The organism is Allosphingosinicella deserti (assembly GCF_003012735.1).
GTDB lineage: Bacteria > Pseudomonadota > Alphaproteobacteria > Sphingomonadales > Sphingomonadaceae > Allosphingosinicella > Allosphingosinicella deserti.
Window position 1 is genome coordinate 306,214 of sequence record NZ_PXYI01000005.1, and the last position, 17,253, is coordinate 323,466.

A 17,253-nucleotide genomic window follows, 5' to 3' on the forward strand; every position below is an offset into this window, starting at 1 on the left:
GAGGAGCTTCGCTCCTCCCGAGGAGCTTCGCTCAGAGGAACGAGAAAGCTAATCCCGTCCCGCCCGCATCGCCGCTCCGGCCGCGAACGGAGCGATCGCCACCAGTAGCAGCGACACCGCGCCCAGCAGCTTGACCGCGCCGCCGCCGCCGCCCGGTTCGACCATCGCCGCCCCGAAGATCAGGATCGGCACCGCCAGCGGGAGGATCAGCAGGCCGGCAAGCGCCCCGGTCCCGCGCAGCCCTGCGGTGAGCGCGGCGACGATGACGGTCAGCGCCGCCAGGCCTGGCGTTCCCGCCGCGAGGCCGATCTCCAGCCGCCACAGGATGTCGCCGGGCAGCTTCATCAGGGCGGCGGCGGGAAAGGCGGCGATCATCAGCGGCGGCCCGAAGCTCAGCCAATGGCCGGCAAGTTTGGCGAAGGCGACGCTCTCGTCGCCGATGCCGCGAACCGCGAGCTGGTCGAGCAGGCCGGCCGCGCGGTCCGGCTCGACCAGCCGCTCGACGGGCAGCAAAGCCGCGAGCAGCGCCGCCATCCACAAGGCGCCGCCGCCGGTGCGCGCGAGTAACGGCGCGTCGGGGCCGACCGCGAATGGAAACAGAGCCGCCACGAGCAGGAAGAAGATCGGGGGCAGCAGCGCGTTGCCGGCAGTGAGCGCGAGACGCAGCTCGCGCAGGATCAGCGCGATCATGCCAGCGCCACCCTCCGCGCCTCGTCGAGCCCGAGCAGCTGATGCGATGCCGCGAGGATCGCGCCGCCCGTAGCCCGGTGCGAGGCCATTGCGGCGGCGAGGCGCTCCAGTCCCTCGGCGTCGAGGCCGTTGCCGGGCTCGTCGAGCAACCACAAAGGTGCACCCGTCGCAATCACCCGCGCCAGCACCGCGCGCTTGCGCTGCCCGGTCGACAGCATGCGCACCGGCACCGGCGCCAGCCGCTCCAGCCCCATCGCCCGCATCCCCGCGGCGGCATCGCCGCCGTCGAGCCGTGCCCAGAAACCAAGTGCCTGCGCCAGCGGCTGCCGCGGATCGAGCGCCAGGCCTTCATCGGCGAGCGCCGCCGCGCCGGACCGTTCGACCGTTCCGGACGTGGCGCGCAGCAGGCCCGCGGAGAGCCGGATCAGGCTCGATTTGCCGACGCCATTGGGTCCGGTGAGGAGCACCGCCTCGCCGGCTGCGAGGGTGAGGTCCAGGCCTTCGAACAGCAGCCGGCCGCCGCGGATCAGCGCCACGCCGTCCAGCTTCAGCAGCGGCCGTTCGCTCACTCGGCGTCGTCCTCGATCGCGTGCATGTCGTCGTCCGAGAGGCCGAAATGGTGGCCGACCTCGTGGACGATGACGTGGGTGATCAGCGCCTCGAGCGAGACCCCGGTCTCCACCCATTCGTCGAGCAAGGGCCGCCGGTAGAGGTGGATGATCGGCATCAGCTCGCCCGGCGCCATCTGCTCCTGCTGCCCGACGGGACGCCCGCTGTAGAGCCCGGTCAGTTCGAACGGATCCTCGATTCCGAATTCCGCGAGCACGTCCTCGGCCGCGAAATCCTCCACCCGCACGACCACGCCGCCGAGCAGATCGCGAAACTGGGCGGGCAGCCGCGCCATCGCCTCATCCGCAAGTGCCTCGAACAGCGCCGCATCGGGGGCAAAGGTCTCGCCCGTTGGACGCTCGTTCGTTTGACGCTCGCGCGCCCCCGCTTGTCGCTCGCTTGTTTGACGCTCGCTCATGGCACGTCCCATAAGGCCCAAGCACTGGCCGCGCCAGCGAGGGGCGCAATGGAGGGTGGAATGCTGCTGACCGACGGGATCCGAGAGGAACGCCTCAAAGCGCTCGCGGGCTGGACCTATGATCCGGATGTCCGTGCCATTCGGCGCAGCTTCCGCTTCGCGGATTTCGCCGAGGCCTTCGCGTTCATGACCCGCGTCGCCTTGCTCGCCGAGAAAGCCGATCATCACCCGGAGTGGACGAACGTCTGGAGCAGGGTGGATATCGCCCTCACCACCCACGACGCCGGCGGCGTCACCGAACGCGACATTGCGCTTGCCGCCGCGATCGACGCCATCGCCGCCTGACCCCTCATCCAGCCTGCCGATGCGCATGGCGATTACGCAAAACCACGCGCTTGCCCTTTGCGCGATCGCCCACTAGAGGGCCTTCGTTCCAGAGCATGCGGAGCGGTGGCCGAGTGGTCGAAGGCGCTCGCCTGGAAAGTGAGTATACGTCAAAAGCGTATCGAGGGTTCGAATCCCTCCCGCTCCGCCACTAAAAAAGGCTCCCGTTCAGGGGGCCTTTTTTAGTGGCGAAGCGGGAGGTGTTGAAGAGCCCTCCAGGGTTCGGAGTCGGAGCCGCGCAGCGGCGGAGACGGGCGAGCTTGTCGAGCCCAATCCCTCCCGGAACGGGAGGTGTTGAGAGCCCTTCCGGTTCGGAGTTGGAGCCGCACAGGCGGCGGAGACGGGCGAGCTCGTCGAGCCCAATCCTCCCGCTCGCTTACGCCGCGGAGCGCCAATCTTCGCTTTGCCGGCCGATCGCCGCCGGAACCTCGCCCGCCGGCATCGGGCGGCCGTAAAGGTAGCCTTGGCCGATGTGGCAGCCGAGCGCGGCGAGGACGTCGTGCTGGGCGCGGGTCTCGATCCCTTCAGCGACCACCTGTTTGCGGAGGCTCCTTCCGAGCCCGATCACGGCGTCCACGATGGCGCCGTCATTCTCGTCCCGCTGCAGATCCTTGACGAACGATCGGTCGATCTTGATCACGTCGACGGGGAAGCGCTTGAGGTGGGACAGCGAGGCGTAGCCGGTCCCGAAATCGTCGAGTGCGATGCTGATGCCGCCAGATGCGAGCGCATTCAACGCCCGTTCGACATATTCGGCGCCCCGTCCAAGGAACACGCTTTCGGTGACCTCGACCTGCATGTCGCCCGGCTGCAGACCATGATGACGGAGCCGTCCGAGCAGCCGCTCGGCAAAGTCGTCGTGCCGGAATTCGGCGGCGGACGCATTCAGCGCGACATGGCCGAAGGCGATGCTGCGCGCACGCCAGGCGCCGATGTCCCGCATCACTTGATCGATCATCCGCTCGCTCAGCTCGACCGCGAGCACGGGATCCTCGAAGCAGGCGGCGATCGTGTCCGGTGTGCGAATCCGGCCGGCCCGGTCGCGCCAGCGCAGCAGCGCCTCGAAGCCGGCGAACAGCCCGGTCTGAAGATCGACCTTGGGCTGGTAGAAGGGGACGACGAGATTTTCGTCGATCGCATGTTTGCCGGTCTTGAGCATGACGCTGCGCTGATGAAAGGCATCGCGCAAGGCGGGTTCGAACGTCCTCAGCGTTCCGCCGCCCATCGCCTTGGCGGCGTAGAGCGCGAGATCGGCGCTTTTGAGCAATTCGCTCTTGGAAGCGCCGTGATCGGGGAAGAGCGCCGCGCCGATGCTGGCGCGGCATTCGAGCAGAGTCCCGTCGTGGAGGAAGGGCAGCCGCATCGCCGCGGCGAGCTGCTTCGCGAATTCGAGGAGCTCGGCCTCGCTTGTAACATCCGGCAGGATGACCGCGAACTCGTCGCCGCCGAGCCGCGCGACCATGTCGCGGGGGCCGGTGATGGCGCGCAGATGCGCGGCGAGGGTAACCAGCAAGGCATCGCCGGCATCGTGGCCGAGCGTGTCGTTGGTCCGCTTGAAGTCGTCTACGTCGAGCAGCAGGAGGGCGAAGGGACGGCCAAAACTATCGCCCGCTTCCCCGGCGACTTCGCGGTCCAGCCGCTGCTGAAGCAGTGCGCGATTGGGGAGACCGGTGAGGGCGTCGTGGCCCGCCGACCAGCGGGCCTGCTGCTCGGCGCGCTTCTGATCGCTGATGTCGCGCGCGGTTACGAGCAGCCGTGGCAGCGTCGGCGCGGTGTCCACCGGCGTGACGATCACGTCCCAATAGCGTGCCGCCGGATGCTCCACCGTGAAGCGGATTTTCTCACCAGCCGGCAGCGCCCGGGCGGCCGCGCGCCAGGCGCTCCGACGCACCTGATAGGTCGCCAGATCGGACCAATGCGCGCCGAGCGGCGAACGCCGCCCGGGGACGCCGAGCGCCGCTTCGGCGACGTCGTTGCAGAACGTCACGCGCCCGCTGCCGTCGAGCAGCAGCAGCGCGTCGGGTGCCGCGACCAGCAGGCGCGAGGCGAAATCGCGTGCGGAGGCGGCCTCCTCGACTGCGAGCACCTGCTCGTGGATATCGGTGCACGTGCCGTACCAGCGGCGGATCGCCCCGGTCTCGTCCCGCTCCGGTAGCGCCCGGCTCAACACCCAGCGAAACTCGCCCGATCGGTGGATCAGGCGGTAGCGGGCCTGGTAGGGCGCCCCGGACTCGAGACTCCGCGTCCACATGTCGCGTGCATCTTCGCGATCGTCCGGGTGGAGGAGATCGAGCCGAAGGATGCTTTCGTCATCGGCCAGGCGCCCGGTGAAATCGACCCATCGCTCGTTGTAGAAGGCTTCGCGCCCGTCCGGCGACACCGACCACGCCATCTGGGGAATGGTGTCGAGCATCTTGCGCCACTGGGCGGAGACCGTGCGCTCGAGATCCTCGGCCTGCTTGGCCGCGGTGACGTCGCTGATGATCCCTTCCAGGAAGATCGGCTGGTCGTCGGCATCGCGCACCGCATGGCCCTGCTCGGCAACCCAGCGCAGCGTGCCGTCGCGGTGCCGGATCGGATAGGTGATCGCAAAGCGGGTGCGGGCTTCGAGCGCCTGGTCGACCGCCGCTTCGACGTCCGGAAGATGCTCCGGTAGGATGAGATTCGCCCAGCCGCTTCCGTCGAGGCTCTCGCGGTCATAGCCGGTCAGCGCCTCGCCGCCTTCGCTCAGAAACGAGAAGCGCCAGGGCGCGCGAAGCTCGCTGCGATAGAAAAGTCCGTTCAGGCAGGTGAGGATGCTGTGAAAGGAACGCGCATCGTCGCGTTCGCCGAGGATGGCCGTGAACGTGTCCGCCGTCATGGTCGCAAGATGTCCCCCGCCGTGAGCGCCCCGGCGCGCGCCAACCTGGCCATAACCCCGGTTAAGCTGCGAAGCCTCTACCGTGTGGTTACGTAATCCTACGATAGGCCTGGAAAGCAGGCCGACGACATTGCGGTTCAGGCTGTCCGCAGCGTCTCCAGGAAGTGGATCGTGGCGCGTTCCAGGTGGCTTGCGCTCTCGTTCAATCTTTCGGCGGAGCCGTTGACGAGATCCGCCAGCCGCTCCGCCGAGTGGGCCGTCGCGGCAACCTCTTCGACCTCGCTGGCTATGGCGGCGGCGCTCGCGGCCGCTTCCGCAGCGCTTGCATTCAGCCGCTGGGTCGTCTCCTGCTGCTCGGCAACGGCTGCACGGATGATCTCCGCGGCGGCGCCGAGCTGGTCCACGACTCCGACGATCTCTACGAGCGCCTGTTCGACGTTCGAGGCACCGGCGCCGACGCTCCCGACAAGGTCCCTGATCTCGGCCGTGGCATGGCGCGACTGGTTCGCCAATTGCTTCACCTCCGACGCCACCACGGCGAAGCCCGCGCCTGCCGAGCCCGCCCGGGCTGCCTCGATCGCCGCATTCAGCGCAAGGAGATTGGTGTTCTTGGCGACCGTGGCGATCTGCTCGGCAAAGCTGTCGATATCGTTGACCCGCTCCGACAGATCATGAAGCGCAGTTTCGCCCGCCGACGTTCGGGCGTGGGCGCCGAGGCTGAGCCGCGTCTGGTGGCCGGCATTGGCCGCGATCTGCTCGATCGATCTGGCGAGGCTCGTCGATCGCTCGGCCATGTCGCGAACCGCTAGCGACGACTGACCCGCGCCGGCGGCGACGCTGGCAGCCTTGCGCTGGCCCTGCCGTGCAAGATCGACGAGCGTGCCCGCAGTGTTCTGGAGCTCGCCGGCCGCCGATCCGACTGCCCTGACGATGCCCGATACCGAAGTCTCGAACTCCGCGGCGATGCGCCGCATGTCCGCTGCGCGCGCGGCTTCGGCGATGCGTTGGCCGTCTTCCCGGCGCTTGCGCTCCGCCGCGGCGACGGCCTCCGATGCCTGTGCGCGGGCAAGGGCGGCCTCGGCGTTGCGCCGTGCCTCGGCAGCGCTCTCCGCCAGCCGCTCGCTGCGCGCCCGGCTTTCCACCTGGCTGGCGACGAGCATGCCGAGGCGGGAGGTGACCTGGGCGAGAACCAGGAACTGGAGAGCGACGGCGAGGGCGTGGACGAGGATGCGGCCGACAGCGCCGGACCCGGTGAACGCCCATTCGGGCGAGAATAGCGACGCGAGGACATGATGAACGGCGACGATGATCGAGGCGACTCCGATCGGGCGCCAGTCGCAGAGCAACGTGAGGGCGGCCAGGCACACGAAGAAGTACATGTGCATGTCCATCTGCCATGCGCTTCCCCGCAGCAGGAACACCAATATGGCCGGCTGCAGCGCGGCCATGACGCCGACGCCGATCCGCGATTCGCCGTCATATTTGTTCTGCAACGCGTCGCGGCAGACCGGAATGTTGATCAGGGCGGAGACGATCAGCGCCACATGCCCGTCGGCCAGGCCGAAGAGGGGGATGATCAACGCGAAAACCGCCGTGCACAGGCAGCCGCAGAGCGCCAGCAGGCGCACGCCGCGGCGGCGGAGATCGTCGAGCTCAGCCACGCGCCGGACTTCCCGCCAACGGACTGCACCCAGAAGCGCGCGCCGCCACGATGATCACCGAGCGGCTCGCCAGAGCCTGTGCGACATCGCTGCGGCGTCCTTCGACGATGATGGAGCCGGGCAGCGGACCGGTGTCGATGATGCGCGCACCTCCGCCGATCGCGTTCCGCACCAGCAGGCCCGCCGAGTCCGCCGAGAGCGGCACGAGCAGCAATCGCCCGGTCGCCGGCGGCCAGCCGATCAGCACCGCAAGCGCCGTGATCGGGATGAGGTGTTTGCCCGTACGCGCGGCACGGAGGCGGAACGTGGTGGGGAGACGGCGCATCGCGCCGCCCCTAGCCAGGGGATGGTGAAGACGAAGTTAAGCTTGATCGTTCAGGGACCGGGCGATCCGGCGATCAAGAGGGCGCGGATCCGCGTTTCGTGATCGGACGAACGCATTCCGCGCCAGTCAACATGCGGAAAACCAAAGGGAAAGCAAATCCAGTTGTGGTACGGCGAACTGGAATCTGGTCTCAGCACGACGCGTAGCACTTTGACCATGTTGCCGGATCGTCCGTGATAACCTAAACGATCTTCACCATCAGCTTCTCGGGGGGGAAGACGTTTTGCACGCCGATCTGGAGCGCCGCTCGGGCGCTCGAATAGCCACGCGGATGAAGGCCGGCTTCCGGCCTCTGGGCGCGTCCGCCTGGCGGGTGGACGTTCTCGATCTCTGCGAGACGGGGTGCGCCGTGACTCCTGCCTATCACCCGAAGATCGACGAGATCGTCTGGATTCGCTTCCCAGGCCTCGAAAGCTGGGAGGCAAGGATCCGGTGGGTGGCAGGCGACAAGGCCGGGCTCGAATTCGAGCGTCCGCTCCATGCCGCCGTTCTTGCCAACCTGCTCAGCCAGGCGTCCCCGGGGTGAGTGCGAAGGGAGCGAGCGCCGAATGCGGCACCCGCTCCCCTGACGATCTGCCGGACAAGCCGGGCAACCGGCCCGCGCCTGTTGCTCAGGCCGCCTGCTTCCAGGTCGGCTCGAGGGCATTGTGGGGCGGGCAGGGGGCGACATCGCCCTGGGGCAATCCGCCGAGTTCGTTGGCGAAACCGTGATTGACGTCGCGGTGATGGGCTTCGTCGGCACGCACGACCAGAACGACGTCGCGGAGGGTCGCCGTGTCCGGCAGATTCCAGTAGCGCCTGGCGATCGCCGGCGCCGGAACGTTGTCGGATCGGCCTTCGTCGATCTCGGCGAGGTAATGGGTGTAGCTGATCACCGCTTCCTCCTCGAAATAGCCGACGACGCGGTGCGCGGTCTTGGCGCTGACCAAATAGAGGGCGAAGAAGCAGAGATAGAAGACCCACTGCACGCCGATGATGACCGCGCGCTCGAACAGGGTCGGCTTGGAAATCTCGATGAACGTCATAAGGTGCATGCGCTCATTCTCGGCCTCGTCCATCAAGGTCTTGATCCAGCCCTTGTCGTCGCACATCCGGCGCAGGCAGGCGAGATGGTTGATCGTCGCGCCGACCATGCCGGGAACTGCGGCGACCGTCTCGAGCACGACCGCGCGGTGGCCGTAGCGCTCGGCGAAGAAGGTATCGGCGCACCAGCGCAGCGCCTTGGTGAAGCCGTAGGCAATGCGGTCGGAGAGGCCGGCGGGACGATGGTGGACGGCAAGGTCAACGAACGGGGCGGTCATCGGGAAACTCCTGCTTCATCAGTCTTGATCGATGGAGCGGAGGTACGCCGAAGATTCAGGGGCGGGTATGAGGAATATCCCGTAGACAAAGTGTCCGACGACCGGTCGGGCACGAGGCTGATCGAGGTGTCCCAGGTCGGCTACCGAACCCTGCGGTTTCGCAAGGCAGATCTAGGCCTGGAACAGCGTCCCCAACTTGGCAACCAGTTCGGTTTCCCTCTGCACGGACATCTTCGTGAAGACGGCTTTGAGCTGGAACTTCACGGTATCGATCGAGACGCCGCGGATCTCCGCGATCTCGGCCCGGGAGCGTCCTTGACTCAGCAGCGACGCAACCCCTGCTTCGGATTCCGTCAACCGGAAGTCGGCGCGCAGCACGCTGGAAACCATCGATGGGTCATTGGCGCCGCCCCGGATCACCAGCATGTAGCGCGGCGCGACGTCGAGCGATCCGGTCATTCTCGGGATCCTGATCAGCTCGATCATCAACGGTATCTCGCCCGGTCTGCCGTGCAGGACGCGGCGGCTGCTCAAAGCGGTGAGATCATGCTCATCGGCGGTGATCAGTCCATCGATCAGGGTGCCGAGCGCACGATCGTCCGCAGGATCGCTCGCCGCCAGCATTCCATCCTGAACGCGGAGCCGGCCGGACCGAATGAACGGCTCCGCGCCCGCGCTCACCTCAACGATCTGCCCACGGGCGTTCAGGAAGATGGCGGGGGTGCCGACGGCGTCCAGCGTGCCGCGCAGGATTGCGGCTTGTCTCGCTTCACTCCGCCTCTGCATCTGAACCGCACGTTCGACGGCCGGCAAAAGCCGCGCAAGGGATCCGCGATCCTCCTCCGGGCTGACGCCATCCTTGCGCGATCGAAGGATGGCCAGGCCGATCAGGTTGGAACCTTCCTGGCAGATGATCGCCTGAAAGCCCAAGGGGATGTCGAGCCGATCGACGAACGCCTCGTACGCCTCCAGACGGGGCGTTCGGGGCACGCGGGCATAATCGCGCTCGTCGACGATCTGGAATCGCTTCGCCCCTTGTGAAGCGTGCACCCTGTAGTTGCGATCGGGTAAGGCAAAGCGTTCGCGAACGAATTCCGAGCGAACGTCCTCGGTCATCAGCGAGCCGATATTGAACGGCACGGCTCCTCCTCCGATCCCGATCAGGTGCGCGGTCGACGAATGGAGGTGCGACGCCAACGCATCGAGAGCGCCGATCCACTGCCCCGGATCGAGCGCGGCTTCCTCGAGCTTGCGAAGCACGCGATCTTCCGAATTTGTCACGTGTTTAGAAACGTTTTGCCCCCTCAGACGAGATTAGCGCTACCCGCATTGCGCGGCAAGATGCAGTTCGCTCGTCGCACACCGGCGATTCAGCAGCGCCAATGGCATCCCACCCGATCGGGTAATATCAATTTGCAAAGGCTTGTTTAATCGGCATGGTCGAGAGGGGGGGTGTGTGGCGCGCGGCGCTGCGCATCGATGCGTGGGGCACCCTTCGGACGTGTGAATACGAAACGAGGGGCTTTTCATGAAGAATCTTTCCTACAAGGCGTCGCTGCGCGCGACGGCCGCCGTCACCGTGACGGCGACCGCGATGTTCGCGGCCGCTCCGGCGAGCGCGGCCTGCACCACCGACGCGAGCGTGGTGACCTGCGAGGGCGCGGGCAATTCGTCAGGATCCATCAATTCCGGCCTCCAGTCGGTGACGACGTCGAACCTTTCGCTCATCATCGGGAACGCAGGCGCGGCGCCGGCCGTCGTTCGCGGAGGTTCTTTCAACATCGGCGTTTCCGCCACGGCGAGCGAACGCAGCGGCATCGTGAACTACACCAATGACGGCCAGGTCGGCACGCCGGATGCCCGCGTCGGCATCTTCTACCAGGGTGCCGGCGCGACAGCCAGTTCGAACACCATCGGGATGTCGAACACGGGCACGGTGACCGGAACCGTGGAGATCTTCAACGTCGGTGGCAATCTGAACCTCACCAGCCCCGGTTCCATAGGCGGCAGCGTCGTGCTCCAGGCGCACGGCGTCGTTACGGCCGAGATTGGCGGCAATGTGGGAGCGCCGGCCAGCGGCAGCATGGCGGCGGCTCCGGCTGACGTGAGCGCATGGGGCCGCAGCGGCGCTTCCCTCTCGATCGGCGCTCTCGCCGGCAATGTGTTCGCGAGCGGCGGAGACTCGTTGTCGACCGCCAGTGGACCGACCACCGTCATTGTGGACGGGGTTTCGTCCACGACCAGTTCGTCGAGCTGGACCTACAATGCCGGGGACGCGATGACGCGCGTCACGGCGGGCGGCATCGTTGGCAGCGTCTATGCAAATTCATACCGCGGCAATGCGGCAGTTGTGATGGATGGCACTGCCGGTACTGCCGCTAACCCTGCCTTCATCCAAGCCACCGGCAGCGCTGACGAAGTTACGATCCTGACACGCTCCACCTCGACCCTGGCCACGGGCGCGAGCACCTTCGAACAAGTGTCGACCCGGACGATGGTCGGCGGAGCGGCGGAGATCGAGATCGGCGGAAGTGCCATCGCATACGTGAGTGCGCAAGGCGTGACCGGCGCACGCGCGACGATCGGCGGCGATATGCAGCGGGGTTCTGCGTCTGGTTCCGGCGGCGTGGGCGTCAGTGCATTGCAAGATGAGAGCACGACACGCTCTTTCTCGTCGTCGACTCCGACTGCGGACGGGTCCGTCGCTATTTCAGGATATACTTCCAGCGAGAGCCGGACTGGGGGTGAAGCCCGGATCGTGATCCAGGAAGGTGGAAGCGTCGCCAGCTATGCATCCGCAGGCGGGGCTGCCGGCTCGGCCGTGATCGTCAACGGCGCCTTGGGAAACCAAGCCATCCTTGCGACTGCGACGTCAGAGTCGATTGCGGTGAGTCGCCAGCAGAGCGAAACGAACCGCACCACCATCTCAGCGGCAGGCACCACCACCGAGCGCGAGTTTCTGGATGCGGTGTCTTCCATCGGGGGGATTGCCGAGATCGCCGTCGGTGAGCCGGGCAGCGTCACCCGCTCGCTGAACGCCACAGGGGATAAGGGCGCCAAGGTGACAGTCGCTGGCGCGGCTGGTACGTCCGCTTCTTCTTCCAGAATCGAAGCGACATCGACTGCCATCGATCGCACCAGTCGCGATTTCTCGTCATTTTCGCTGCTGAACGGGGGCGGCGCAGCTTCGGTTACCGAGTATAGCTCCAGCGGAGTCGCCTCGGGTGGCGAGGCGGCAATTGCGATCGAGGAGGGCGCAAGCTTCACTGGTTCCGTCGCCGCAACCGGCCACGCGGGCGCGAAGGTGATCGTGGATGGCACCGCCGGCGATGCAGGCGCCTACACCACCATCACTGCCGCCTCCTACGGCTTCAATACTGCCTCGGCGGGCACCACCACCTCGTCACCGACCGAGTACCGCACTGCGAACAGCAGCAGCAGCGAAGCAGTTGGAGGATCCGCCTCGGTCGAGGTCGGCGGAACCGTTTTCGGGAATGTCGATGCAACCGGCCACGCCAGCGCGAACGTGAAGATTGCCGGAAACGTTCTTGGCAGAAAAACCTGGTGGGGCGGCCTTGATGGCGGCGCGGTGTCCGCCACTTCTCTGGCGGCAGACACCAGCAGCAGCTCTTCTTCGCTGACCGACGCGAGCGGCTCGAGCAGCGAAAGCGCCTCGATGTCCGTGTCCGTCGGCGGAGCGGCCGCGATCGAGATCGGCGAAGGCGCCCTGGTTGAAGGCGCAGCATACGCCCAGGGCAATGCGGGTGCGTCGGTTGTGGTCGACGGTGCCGTTGGAACCGCGGATACGGCTTCGGGCGTGCGCGCGGTTGCGGGTGGGGTCGAAACCGAAAGCGCCTCTACCTCCCAGACCACCGGCACGTACGGCAGCGAGAGGTACGTTTCCGAGACGTCCAGCCGCGCTTCGACAACCGTCACCGGTGGTCCGGCGTCCATCATCTTGGGCACTACCGGCAGCGTTGCCGGAAATGTTCAGGCCGAAGCCGGTGCCGGAGCCAGGATCGTCGTCAGCGGCACCGCTGGCCGCGATGGCCCTGCGGCCTTGGTAACCGCCACCTCCAGCGCCTCGAACAGCAAATCGAATAATGCGTCGACGACAATTTATTCCGTCTACAATCCGATCGGCAGTTCGTATTTGAACGAGAGCGCCGTGCAAGCGGCTGGCGGCTTGGCGGAGATCGAAGTCGCGAGCACCGGAGTCGTGAGCGGCGTCGTGCGCGCGAGCGGCGATGGCGGGGCGACTGCGATCATCGCTGGCAAGGTGCTTCGCAGCGCTCCTGCGTGGGAGAGCGGCGTATGGGCATCGTCTCTCGCCCAAGATCGCACCACGCGAACGGACTCCGAATACGGTTCGAATGGATCCCGTTATGAGGATTTGTCCACTTCCGCCTCCGTTGGCGGCAACGCTGCGGTTGAAATCGCCGAAGGTGCGGTCGTAGAAGGCCGGGTCGGCGCCGAAGCCAATTCGGACGCGTCGGTGGTCGTCAACGGCGCGGTCGGACTGTCGGGATTCACCTCGGGCGTGATCGCCTCCGCCCACGGCGCGAGCAGCGAATATGAAAATATCCGTCGAACCTCCTACGGCAGCGTCGCTGGCGATACGGTCTACGAAGAGGTAACCCGCGATTCCACAACCGCGACGGGTGGGGCTGCGAGCGTCACCATCGCGTCCACCGGCACGACCATCGGCGAAGTCAGGGCAAGCGGAGACGCCGCGGCCAAGGTCGTCATCGACGGCAGCGTCGATAATAGCGACTATTTTTCCCCGGTCAGCGTCCAATCGGAGGCGACGAACACCAGTCGAAACATCCGCTCTCTGACCAGGTATTCCGGCAATTCCCGTACCACCTACGAATATACAAATGAAGTCGTGACGACTTCAGTCGGCGGTCTCGCCGAGGTGGTCATCGGAAGCGCTGGTTCCCTGATGGGTCGGCTGGAAGTGTCCGGAGATGCTGGCGCAACTGCATCGATCGCCGGCATGGTCGGAAACGCCGAAGATCCGTACAACGTCACCGTAATCTCCACGACGACCGATCGGGCGACGAAGGAGGTGTCCGGCGGCAATGACGTGACCGGAATTTCGAGCAGCTCGTCGCTGTCGACCACCACCGCCTCCGGCGGTCTCGCCACGGTGTCAATCGCAGGCACCGCGCATGTCTTTGGTGATGTATATGCCGCCGGCGATGCCGGGGCGACTCTCACGATGGAAGCAGGCAGCGTCCTCGGAGGGCAACTCACGGTTGCCTCCTACGCTCAGGCATATGAAGACGGCAGGGCAAGCACGGTCGAACAGACCGGCTCGGGTACGTTCACGCGCACCCAGACGCGCGAATACGACAGCCGCGACACCGGTGGTGCCGTAACCCTTGCAATCGGCGGTACGGTCGGAGGCTCCATCGAAGCATCCAGCAACGCCGGGAACGTCGCAGTCGCTCTTACCGGCACGGCAGGGGGCGGCGTCGGCGTCTTCTCCAGCGGTGGCACCTATCAACAGAGCTACGTCGACAATTTCGGCGGCAGCAACGGCTACACCTTCGTCGGTTCGTCCTCTCAGCAATCCTTGCGGTCCACCGGCGGAACGGCCACCCTCCAAATCGACAGCAACGCAGGACTTCGCGCCGCTGGCGCAGACGCTGTCGCGGAAGGATCGATCGAGGTGGTCGGCGTTGGCGGATCAGCGTTGACCATCGCTGCCGGAAGTCGTGTGCTGACGTCGAATGACGGCGAAATCTCGGTCGGCAACGTATTCACCGACTACACCTACACGGCGAATGGAACCGCCGATGATGGTTCGGTCAGGACACTGGACGCGATGGTGGCCGGAGGTCCGGCGAGTCTCACCAATGCGGGTGCGATCGGTGCGGCGACTGACCAATCGGACGGCTACGTTGATAACCCCGTCGATGTCCAGATCTCCAGTATCGCCAACGCTTCGGCGGTGAACAGCGGACAGATTTACGGCGATGTCGGCGTCGTTGGCCTGTATTCCGCGCAAGACTGGACAGATACGGTTACATGGGATGCCGCTCAGGGGTCGATCAGCAACCGAAGCGTGACGCGGGTCTATACGCCCGCTGGGGGAACGGCGACGCTTACCAACAGCGGCCTGATCGCTGGTGACGTCGAGCTCGCCGCGGCCACTGCAACGGCAACCAACAGCGGAGTGATCCGCGGAACCGTGATGCTCGGGGGTGCGGTCGACAATTTCACGTCGGCGCAGACCGTCCGGCCGGATGGCACCTTCACCGATCCTGTCGTCACCCCGGCCGCTGCGCCGTTCGTGCAGACTTACACGCTGAACCAGAACGGCCTGCTCGCCGGCGGCGTTTCGGTCGACGGTGCGTTCGACGAAGCCGGGCTCAGCGACGCGCCGACCAGTGTGATCAACGCCACCGTCAACCTCAATGCGGGTTCGGTGACGTTGGGCAACATCGTCGGCGATCAGGATGCGGAGACCGGTGCGCGCACGACCAACACGACCGTCAACCTCGTCGGTGCGGGCCGTCTTGGCCTCACCGGCGACGAGGCTGCGGATCGTCTGGCGGCGTTCGCGAAAGCGGATCCGCTGATCGGCAGCGATGTCGACGCCGTGATCGACGGCCTCGGTGGCGAGAATGCCCTCGGAGCCCGCATCCTCGGCGTCAACACGGTGACCAAGTCGGGCACCGGTGCCTTCGTGATCACCGGCGCCGCATATGGCGTCGAAGAGAACGAGGATGAGGCCGAGACGCTCGCCGTCGCGGCCGCGCCGGTCGTCAACTGGACGATGGATGTCGGCACCTTCCGCAACAGCGCGGGCGAGGTCCAGCTCGGCGTCGCCGAGGCGGATACGGTGTTTGGCATTCGCGGCAACGTCCAGAACGATGCCACCCTGGTGCTCGGTCGCCGCGTCGCGGTCTCCGCGGTGACGGACGTGGTCGAGGGTATCGACGTCTATCAGCTCGGCAACTTCACGCAGTCGAGCACCGGCACCTTGGTGTTCGGAATGACGCCGAGCCTCGTTCGGGTGATCGCCCCGAACGCGACGGGCGGTGCTGCGGGCGACCTGTTCGATCCGGCGGCGCTCGGCTTCACGACGCCCGCCAACAGCCAGGTTCCGGTCTCGACGCCGAGCAGTCTGACGGTCGATGGCAATGTCAGCCTTGCCGGTACCATGCAGGTCGCAACCACGCGCGGCGCGCTCTACCTCGACGGCGCCGCCATGGATCTGTTTAGCGTCAGCGGCACCTTCACCAACACCGCAACGGTGACGACCACCAACGGCTCGGCCTTCCTGAAGTTCGGGCTCACGCCGCGCACCTCCGGTGGCCGGACCGTCGTCGCCGTCACGCTCGACCGCGCCGACTACAACACCGCCGCTGCAAACGGGAACGCGGCTGCCGCTGCGGACGCGCTGAACGCCTCGATGGCCGGTGTGGTGAGCACGTTGCGCGCCAATGCGGTCGGCACGCCGGAGTTCGCGCTGACCCAGGATCTGGGTGTGGTGATGGCGGCGCTCGACACGCAGCTTTCGGCGGCGCAGGCCACCGAGGCTCTGAACGAGCTTTCATCCGGTGACTTCTACGGGTCCCTGCTCGCCGTCTCGACCACTGCGGCGTTCGGAACCGCCATCGACCACGCGATCGGCAAGTCCGACACGCGCGGCTTCCAGCTCTGGGTGCGGCCGAACGCGATCTTCTCGCGCTTCGACGCCAACGAGGAGGCAGGTGCGTCGGGGCTGAAGGCGAACAGCTTCGGCGGTTCGCTGGGCGTCGGTTTCTCGACCGGCACGGGCGGGGAATTCGGCATCGGGGGTGGCTACGACCATCTGGATGTCGATGCGCGCGGTACCCCGGAAACGGCCAACGCCGAAACCTATATGGTCGGTGCCTATGGCAGCCAGGCGTTCGGCGGGCTTCGCATCGGCGCACAGGCGGTGTTCGGCTGGACGAAGTGGGATGCGGAGCGTGCGATGCCGCTCTTCGGCCGCACGGCCTCGAGCAGCTTTGACAGCAAGGAAATCCGCCTGACCGGCCGGGTCGACTACGATCTCGCGGTTGGCGCCAATCTGATCGCTACGCCCTATGCCAAGCTCGAACTGCGCAACTACGATTTCGAAGGCTTCCAGGAGGAGGATGCCGCCGGCATCGGCCTCGACGTCGCCAAGAAATCGAAGAGCGTACTCAGCCCCGAGCTCGGCCTCCGGCTCGCCGGCGATTGGGATCTCTCCAAGGCGACGGTGCGCCCCTATGCGCAGGTTTCCTACACCTTCCAGGGCAATGTCGGCGGCTATCGCGACGTCGCTTTCCAGGGCGCGCCGAACACGCGCTTCCGGCTGGAAGGCGTCGATCCTGAGGGCTTCTTCAACATCGGCGCAGGGCTGAATGCCTCGCTCGGCGGAGCTTCGACGGCGTTCGTCCAGGGCAGCTACGCGACCGGCAAGAGCCAGAGCGAAGCCGCCTTCAAGGCCGGCGTGACCATCGGCTTCTGATCGACCCGATCATTGCGACACTGAGAAGGGGGGAGCTTCGGCTCTCCCCTTTTTTTGCCCGTGCCGGCGGCCGGAAGAGGGCGCGGGTACGGGGGCGTGGAAGCTCAGCGCCGGCCGCTTGGGGAACAGGGGGTATGTTCGTGCGGTCCGCGCGGTCGATGTGAGCGGTTGCTGGAGCGTTGAATGGCTTTGTGATGGCCAAAGGCAAACGCAAACGCCCGCATCGTTGTCCACCGTCGGTTCGGCATTCTCCAGCCGGGCGATGATCGCTGAAACGATCAGCGCAGGAACAGGGCCGGCCCGTGCACGCGAATTCCTTTACGCTGGCAAGGTCGCGGTCGTTGATAAGCGGTGTCGATCCGAATTGCATGGCGTTGCAATGACTTGGCTTGTGCGCGGCGGCATTTATCCAGGTGAATAGGGCCGATCAGCGGGGCCGAACGGACGGCGCGCC

The 17,253-nt window shown here is 66.2% G+C and carries 11 protein-coding genes and 1 tRNA gene; 4 read left to right on the top strand and 8 right to left on the bottom strand.

The genetic code is table 11. The annotated features are described in order from the left end of the window. Nucleotides 1-48: 48 nt before the first annotated feature. The 3 genes from C7I55_RS16780 to C7I55_RS16790 are packed head-to-tail and all read right to left on the bottom strand — an operon-like array spanning nucleotide 49 to nucleotide 1,594. Nucleotides 49-690: a heme exporter protein CcmB gene (locus tag C7I55_RS16780; RefSeq protein WP_106514158.1), complete on the bottom strand. Its 642-nt coding sequence runs from the start codon at nucleotides 688-690 to the stop codon at nucleotides 49-51. Next, complete coding sequence (gene ccmA / locus C7I55_RS16785; protein WP_199192885.1) at nucleotides 687-1,259, bottom strand: heme ABC exporter ATP-binding protein CcmA; 573 nt, start codon at nucleotides 1,257-1,259, stop codon at nucleotides 687-689. Before ccmA ends, C7I55_RS16780 begins: the two co-directional genes overlap by 4 nt. Further along, nucleotides 1,256-1,594 (bottom strand): metallopeptidase family protein, encoded by a 339-nt coding sequence (locus tag C7I55_RS16790; RefSeq protein ID WP_233222272.1) that lies wholly within the window; start codon nucleotides 1,592-1,594, stop codon nucleotides 1,256-1,258. Before C7I55_RS16790 ends, ccmA begins: the two co-directional genes overlap by 4 nt. Before the next feature lie 183 nt (nucleotides 1,595-1,777). Here C7I55_RS16790 and C7I55_RS16795 point away from each other — a divergent pair, with 183 nt between their 5' ends. Continuing rightward, nucleotides 1,778-2,062 carry a 4a-hydroxytetrahydrobiopterin dehydratase gene (locus C7I55_RS16795; protein WP_106514160.1) on the top strand — a complete coding sequence of 95 codons (285 nt, stop codon included), beginning with the start codon at nucleotides 1,778-1,780 and terminating at the stop codon, nucleotides 2,060-2,062. Nucleotides 2,063-2,161: 99 nt separating this feature from the next. After that, nucleotides 2,162-2,252, top strand: a tRNA-Ser gene (locus C7I55_RS16800). A 225-nt stretch (nucleotides 2,253-2,477) separates the two neighbouring features. Here C7I55_RS16800 and C7I55_RS16805 read toward each other — a convergent pair. From C7I55_RS16805 to C7I55_RS16815, 3 genes are all read right to left on the bottom strand, one after another. Further along, nucleotides 2,478-4,961, bottom strand: a complete 2,484-nt coding sequence (locus tag C7I55_RS16805; RefSeq protein ID WP_106514161.1) for a bifunctional diguanylate cyclase/phosphodiesterase — start codon at nucleotides 4,959-4,961, stop codon at nucleotides 2,478-2,480. Between the two features lie 137 nt (nucleotides 4,962-5,098). After that, nucleotides 5,099-6,622 (bottom strand): methyl-accepting chemotaxis protein, encoded by a 1,524-nt coding sequence (locus C7I55_RS16810; RefSeq protein WP_106514162.1) that lies wholly within the window; start codon nucleotides 6,620-6,622, stop codon nucleotides 5,099-5,101. After that, a complete protein-coding gene (locus C7I55_RS16815; RefSeq protein WP_106514163.1) occupies nucleotides 6,615-6,947 on the bottom strand; it encodes a hypothetical protein in 333 nt (110 codons plus the stop codon). Before C7I55_RS16815 ends, C7I55_RS16810 begins: the two co-directional genes overlap by 8 nt. A 283-nt stretch (nucleotides 6,948-7,230) precedes the next feature. Here C7I55_RS16815 and C7I55_RS16820 point away from each other — a divergent pair, with 283 nt between their 5' ends. After that, nucleotides 7,231-7,533, top strand: coding sequence for a PilZ domain-containing protein (locus C7I55_RS16820; protein ID WP_158266461.1), 303 nt, complete (start codon nucleotides 7,231-7,233; stop codon nucleotides 7,531-7,533). An 85-nt stretch (nucleotides 7,534-7,618) separates the two neighbouring features. Here C7I55_RS16820 and C7I55_RS16825 read toward each other — a convergent pair whose 3' ends face one another. Both C7I55_RS16825 and C7I55_RS16830 read right to left on the bottom strand, forming a co-directional pair. Beyond that, nucleotides 7,619-8,308, bottom strand: a complete 690-nt coding sequence (locus C7I55_RS16825) for an alternative oxidase (RefSeq protein ID WP_106514165.1) — start codon at nucleotides 8,306-8,308, stop codon at nucleotides 7,619-7,621. A gap of 171 nt (nucleotides 8,309-8,479) precedes the next feature. Continuing rightward, on the bottom strand, nucleotides 8,480-9,568 hold the full coding sequence (locus C7I55_RS16830) for a helix-turn-helix transcriptional regulator (RefSeq protein ID WP_106514166.1): 1,089 nt from the start codon (nucleotides 9,566-9,568) through the stop codon (nucleotides 8,480-8,482). 268 nt (nucleotides 9,569-9,836) lie between these two features. On the opposite strand from C7I55_RS16830, the gene C7I55_RS16835 reads away from it, so the two are divergent. Continuing rightward, nucleotides 9,837-16,799: an autotransporter outer membrane beta-barrel domain-containing protein gene (locus tag C7I55_RS16835; RefSeq protein ID WP_106514167.1), complete on the top strand. Its 6,963-nt coding sequence runs from the start codon at nucleotides 9,837-9,839 to the stop codon at nucleotides 16,797-16,799. The last annotated feature ends 454 nt before the right edge of the window (nucleotides 16,800-17,253 follow it).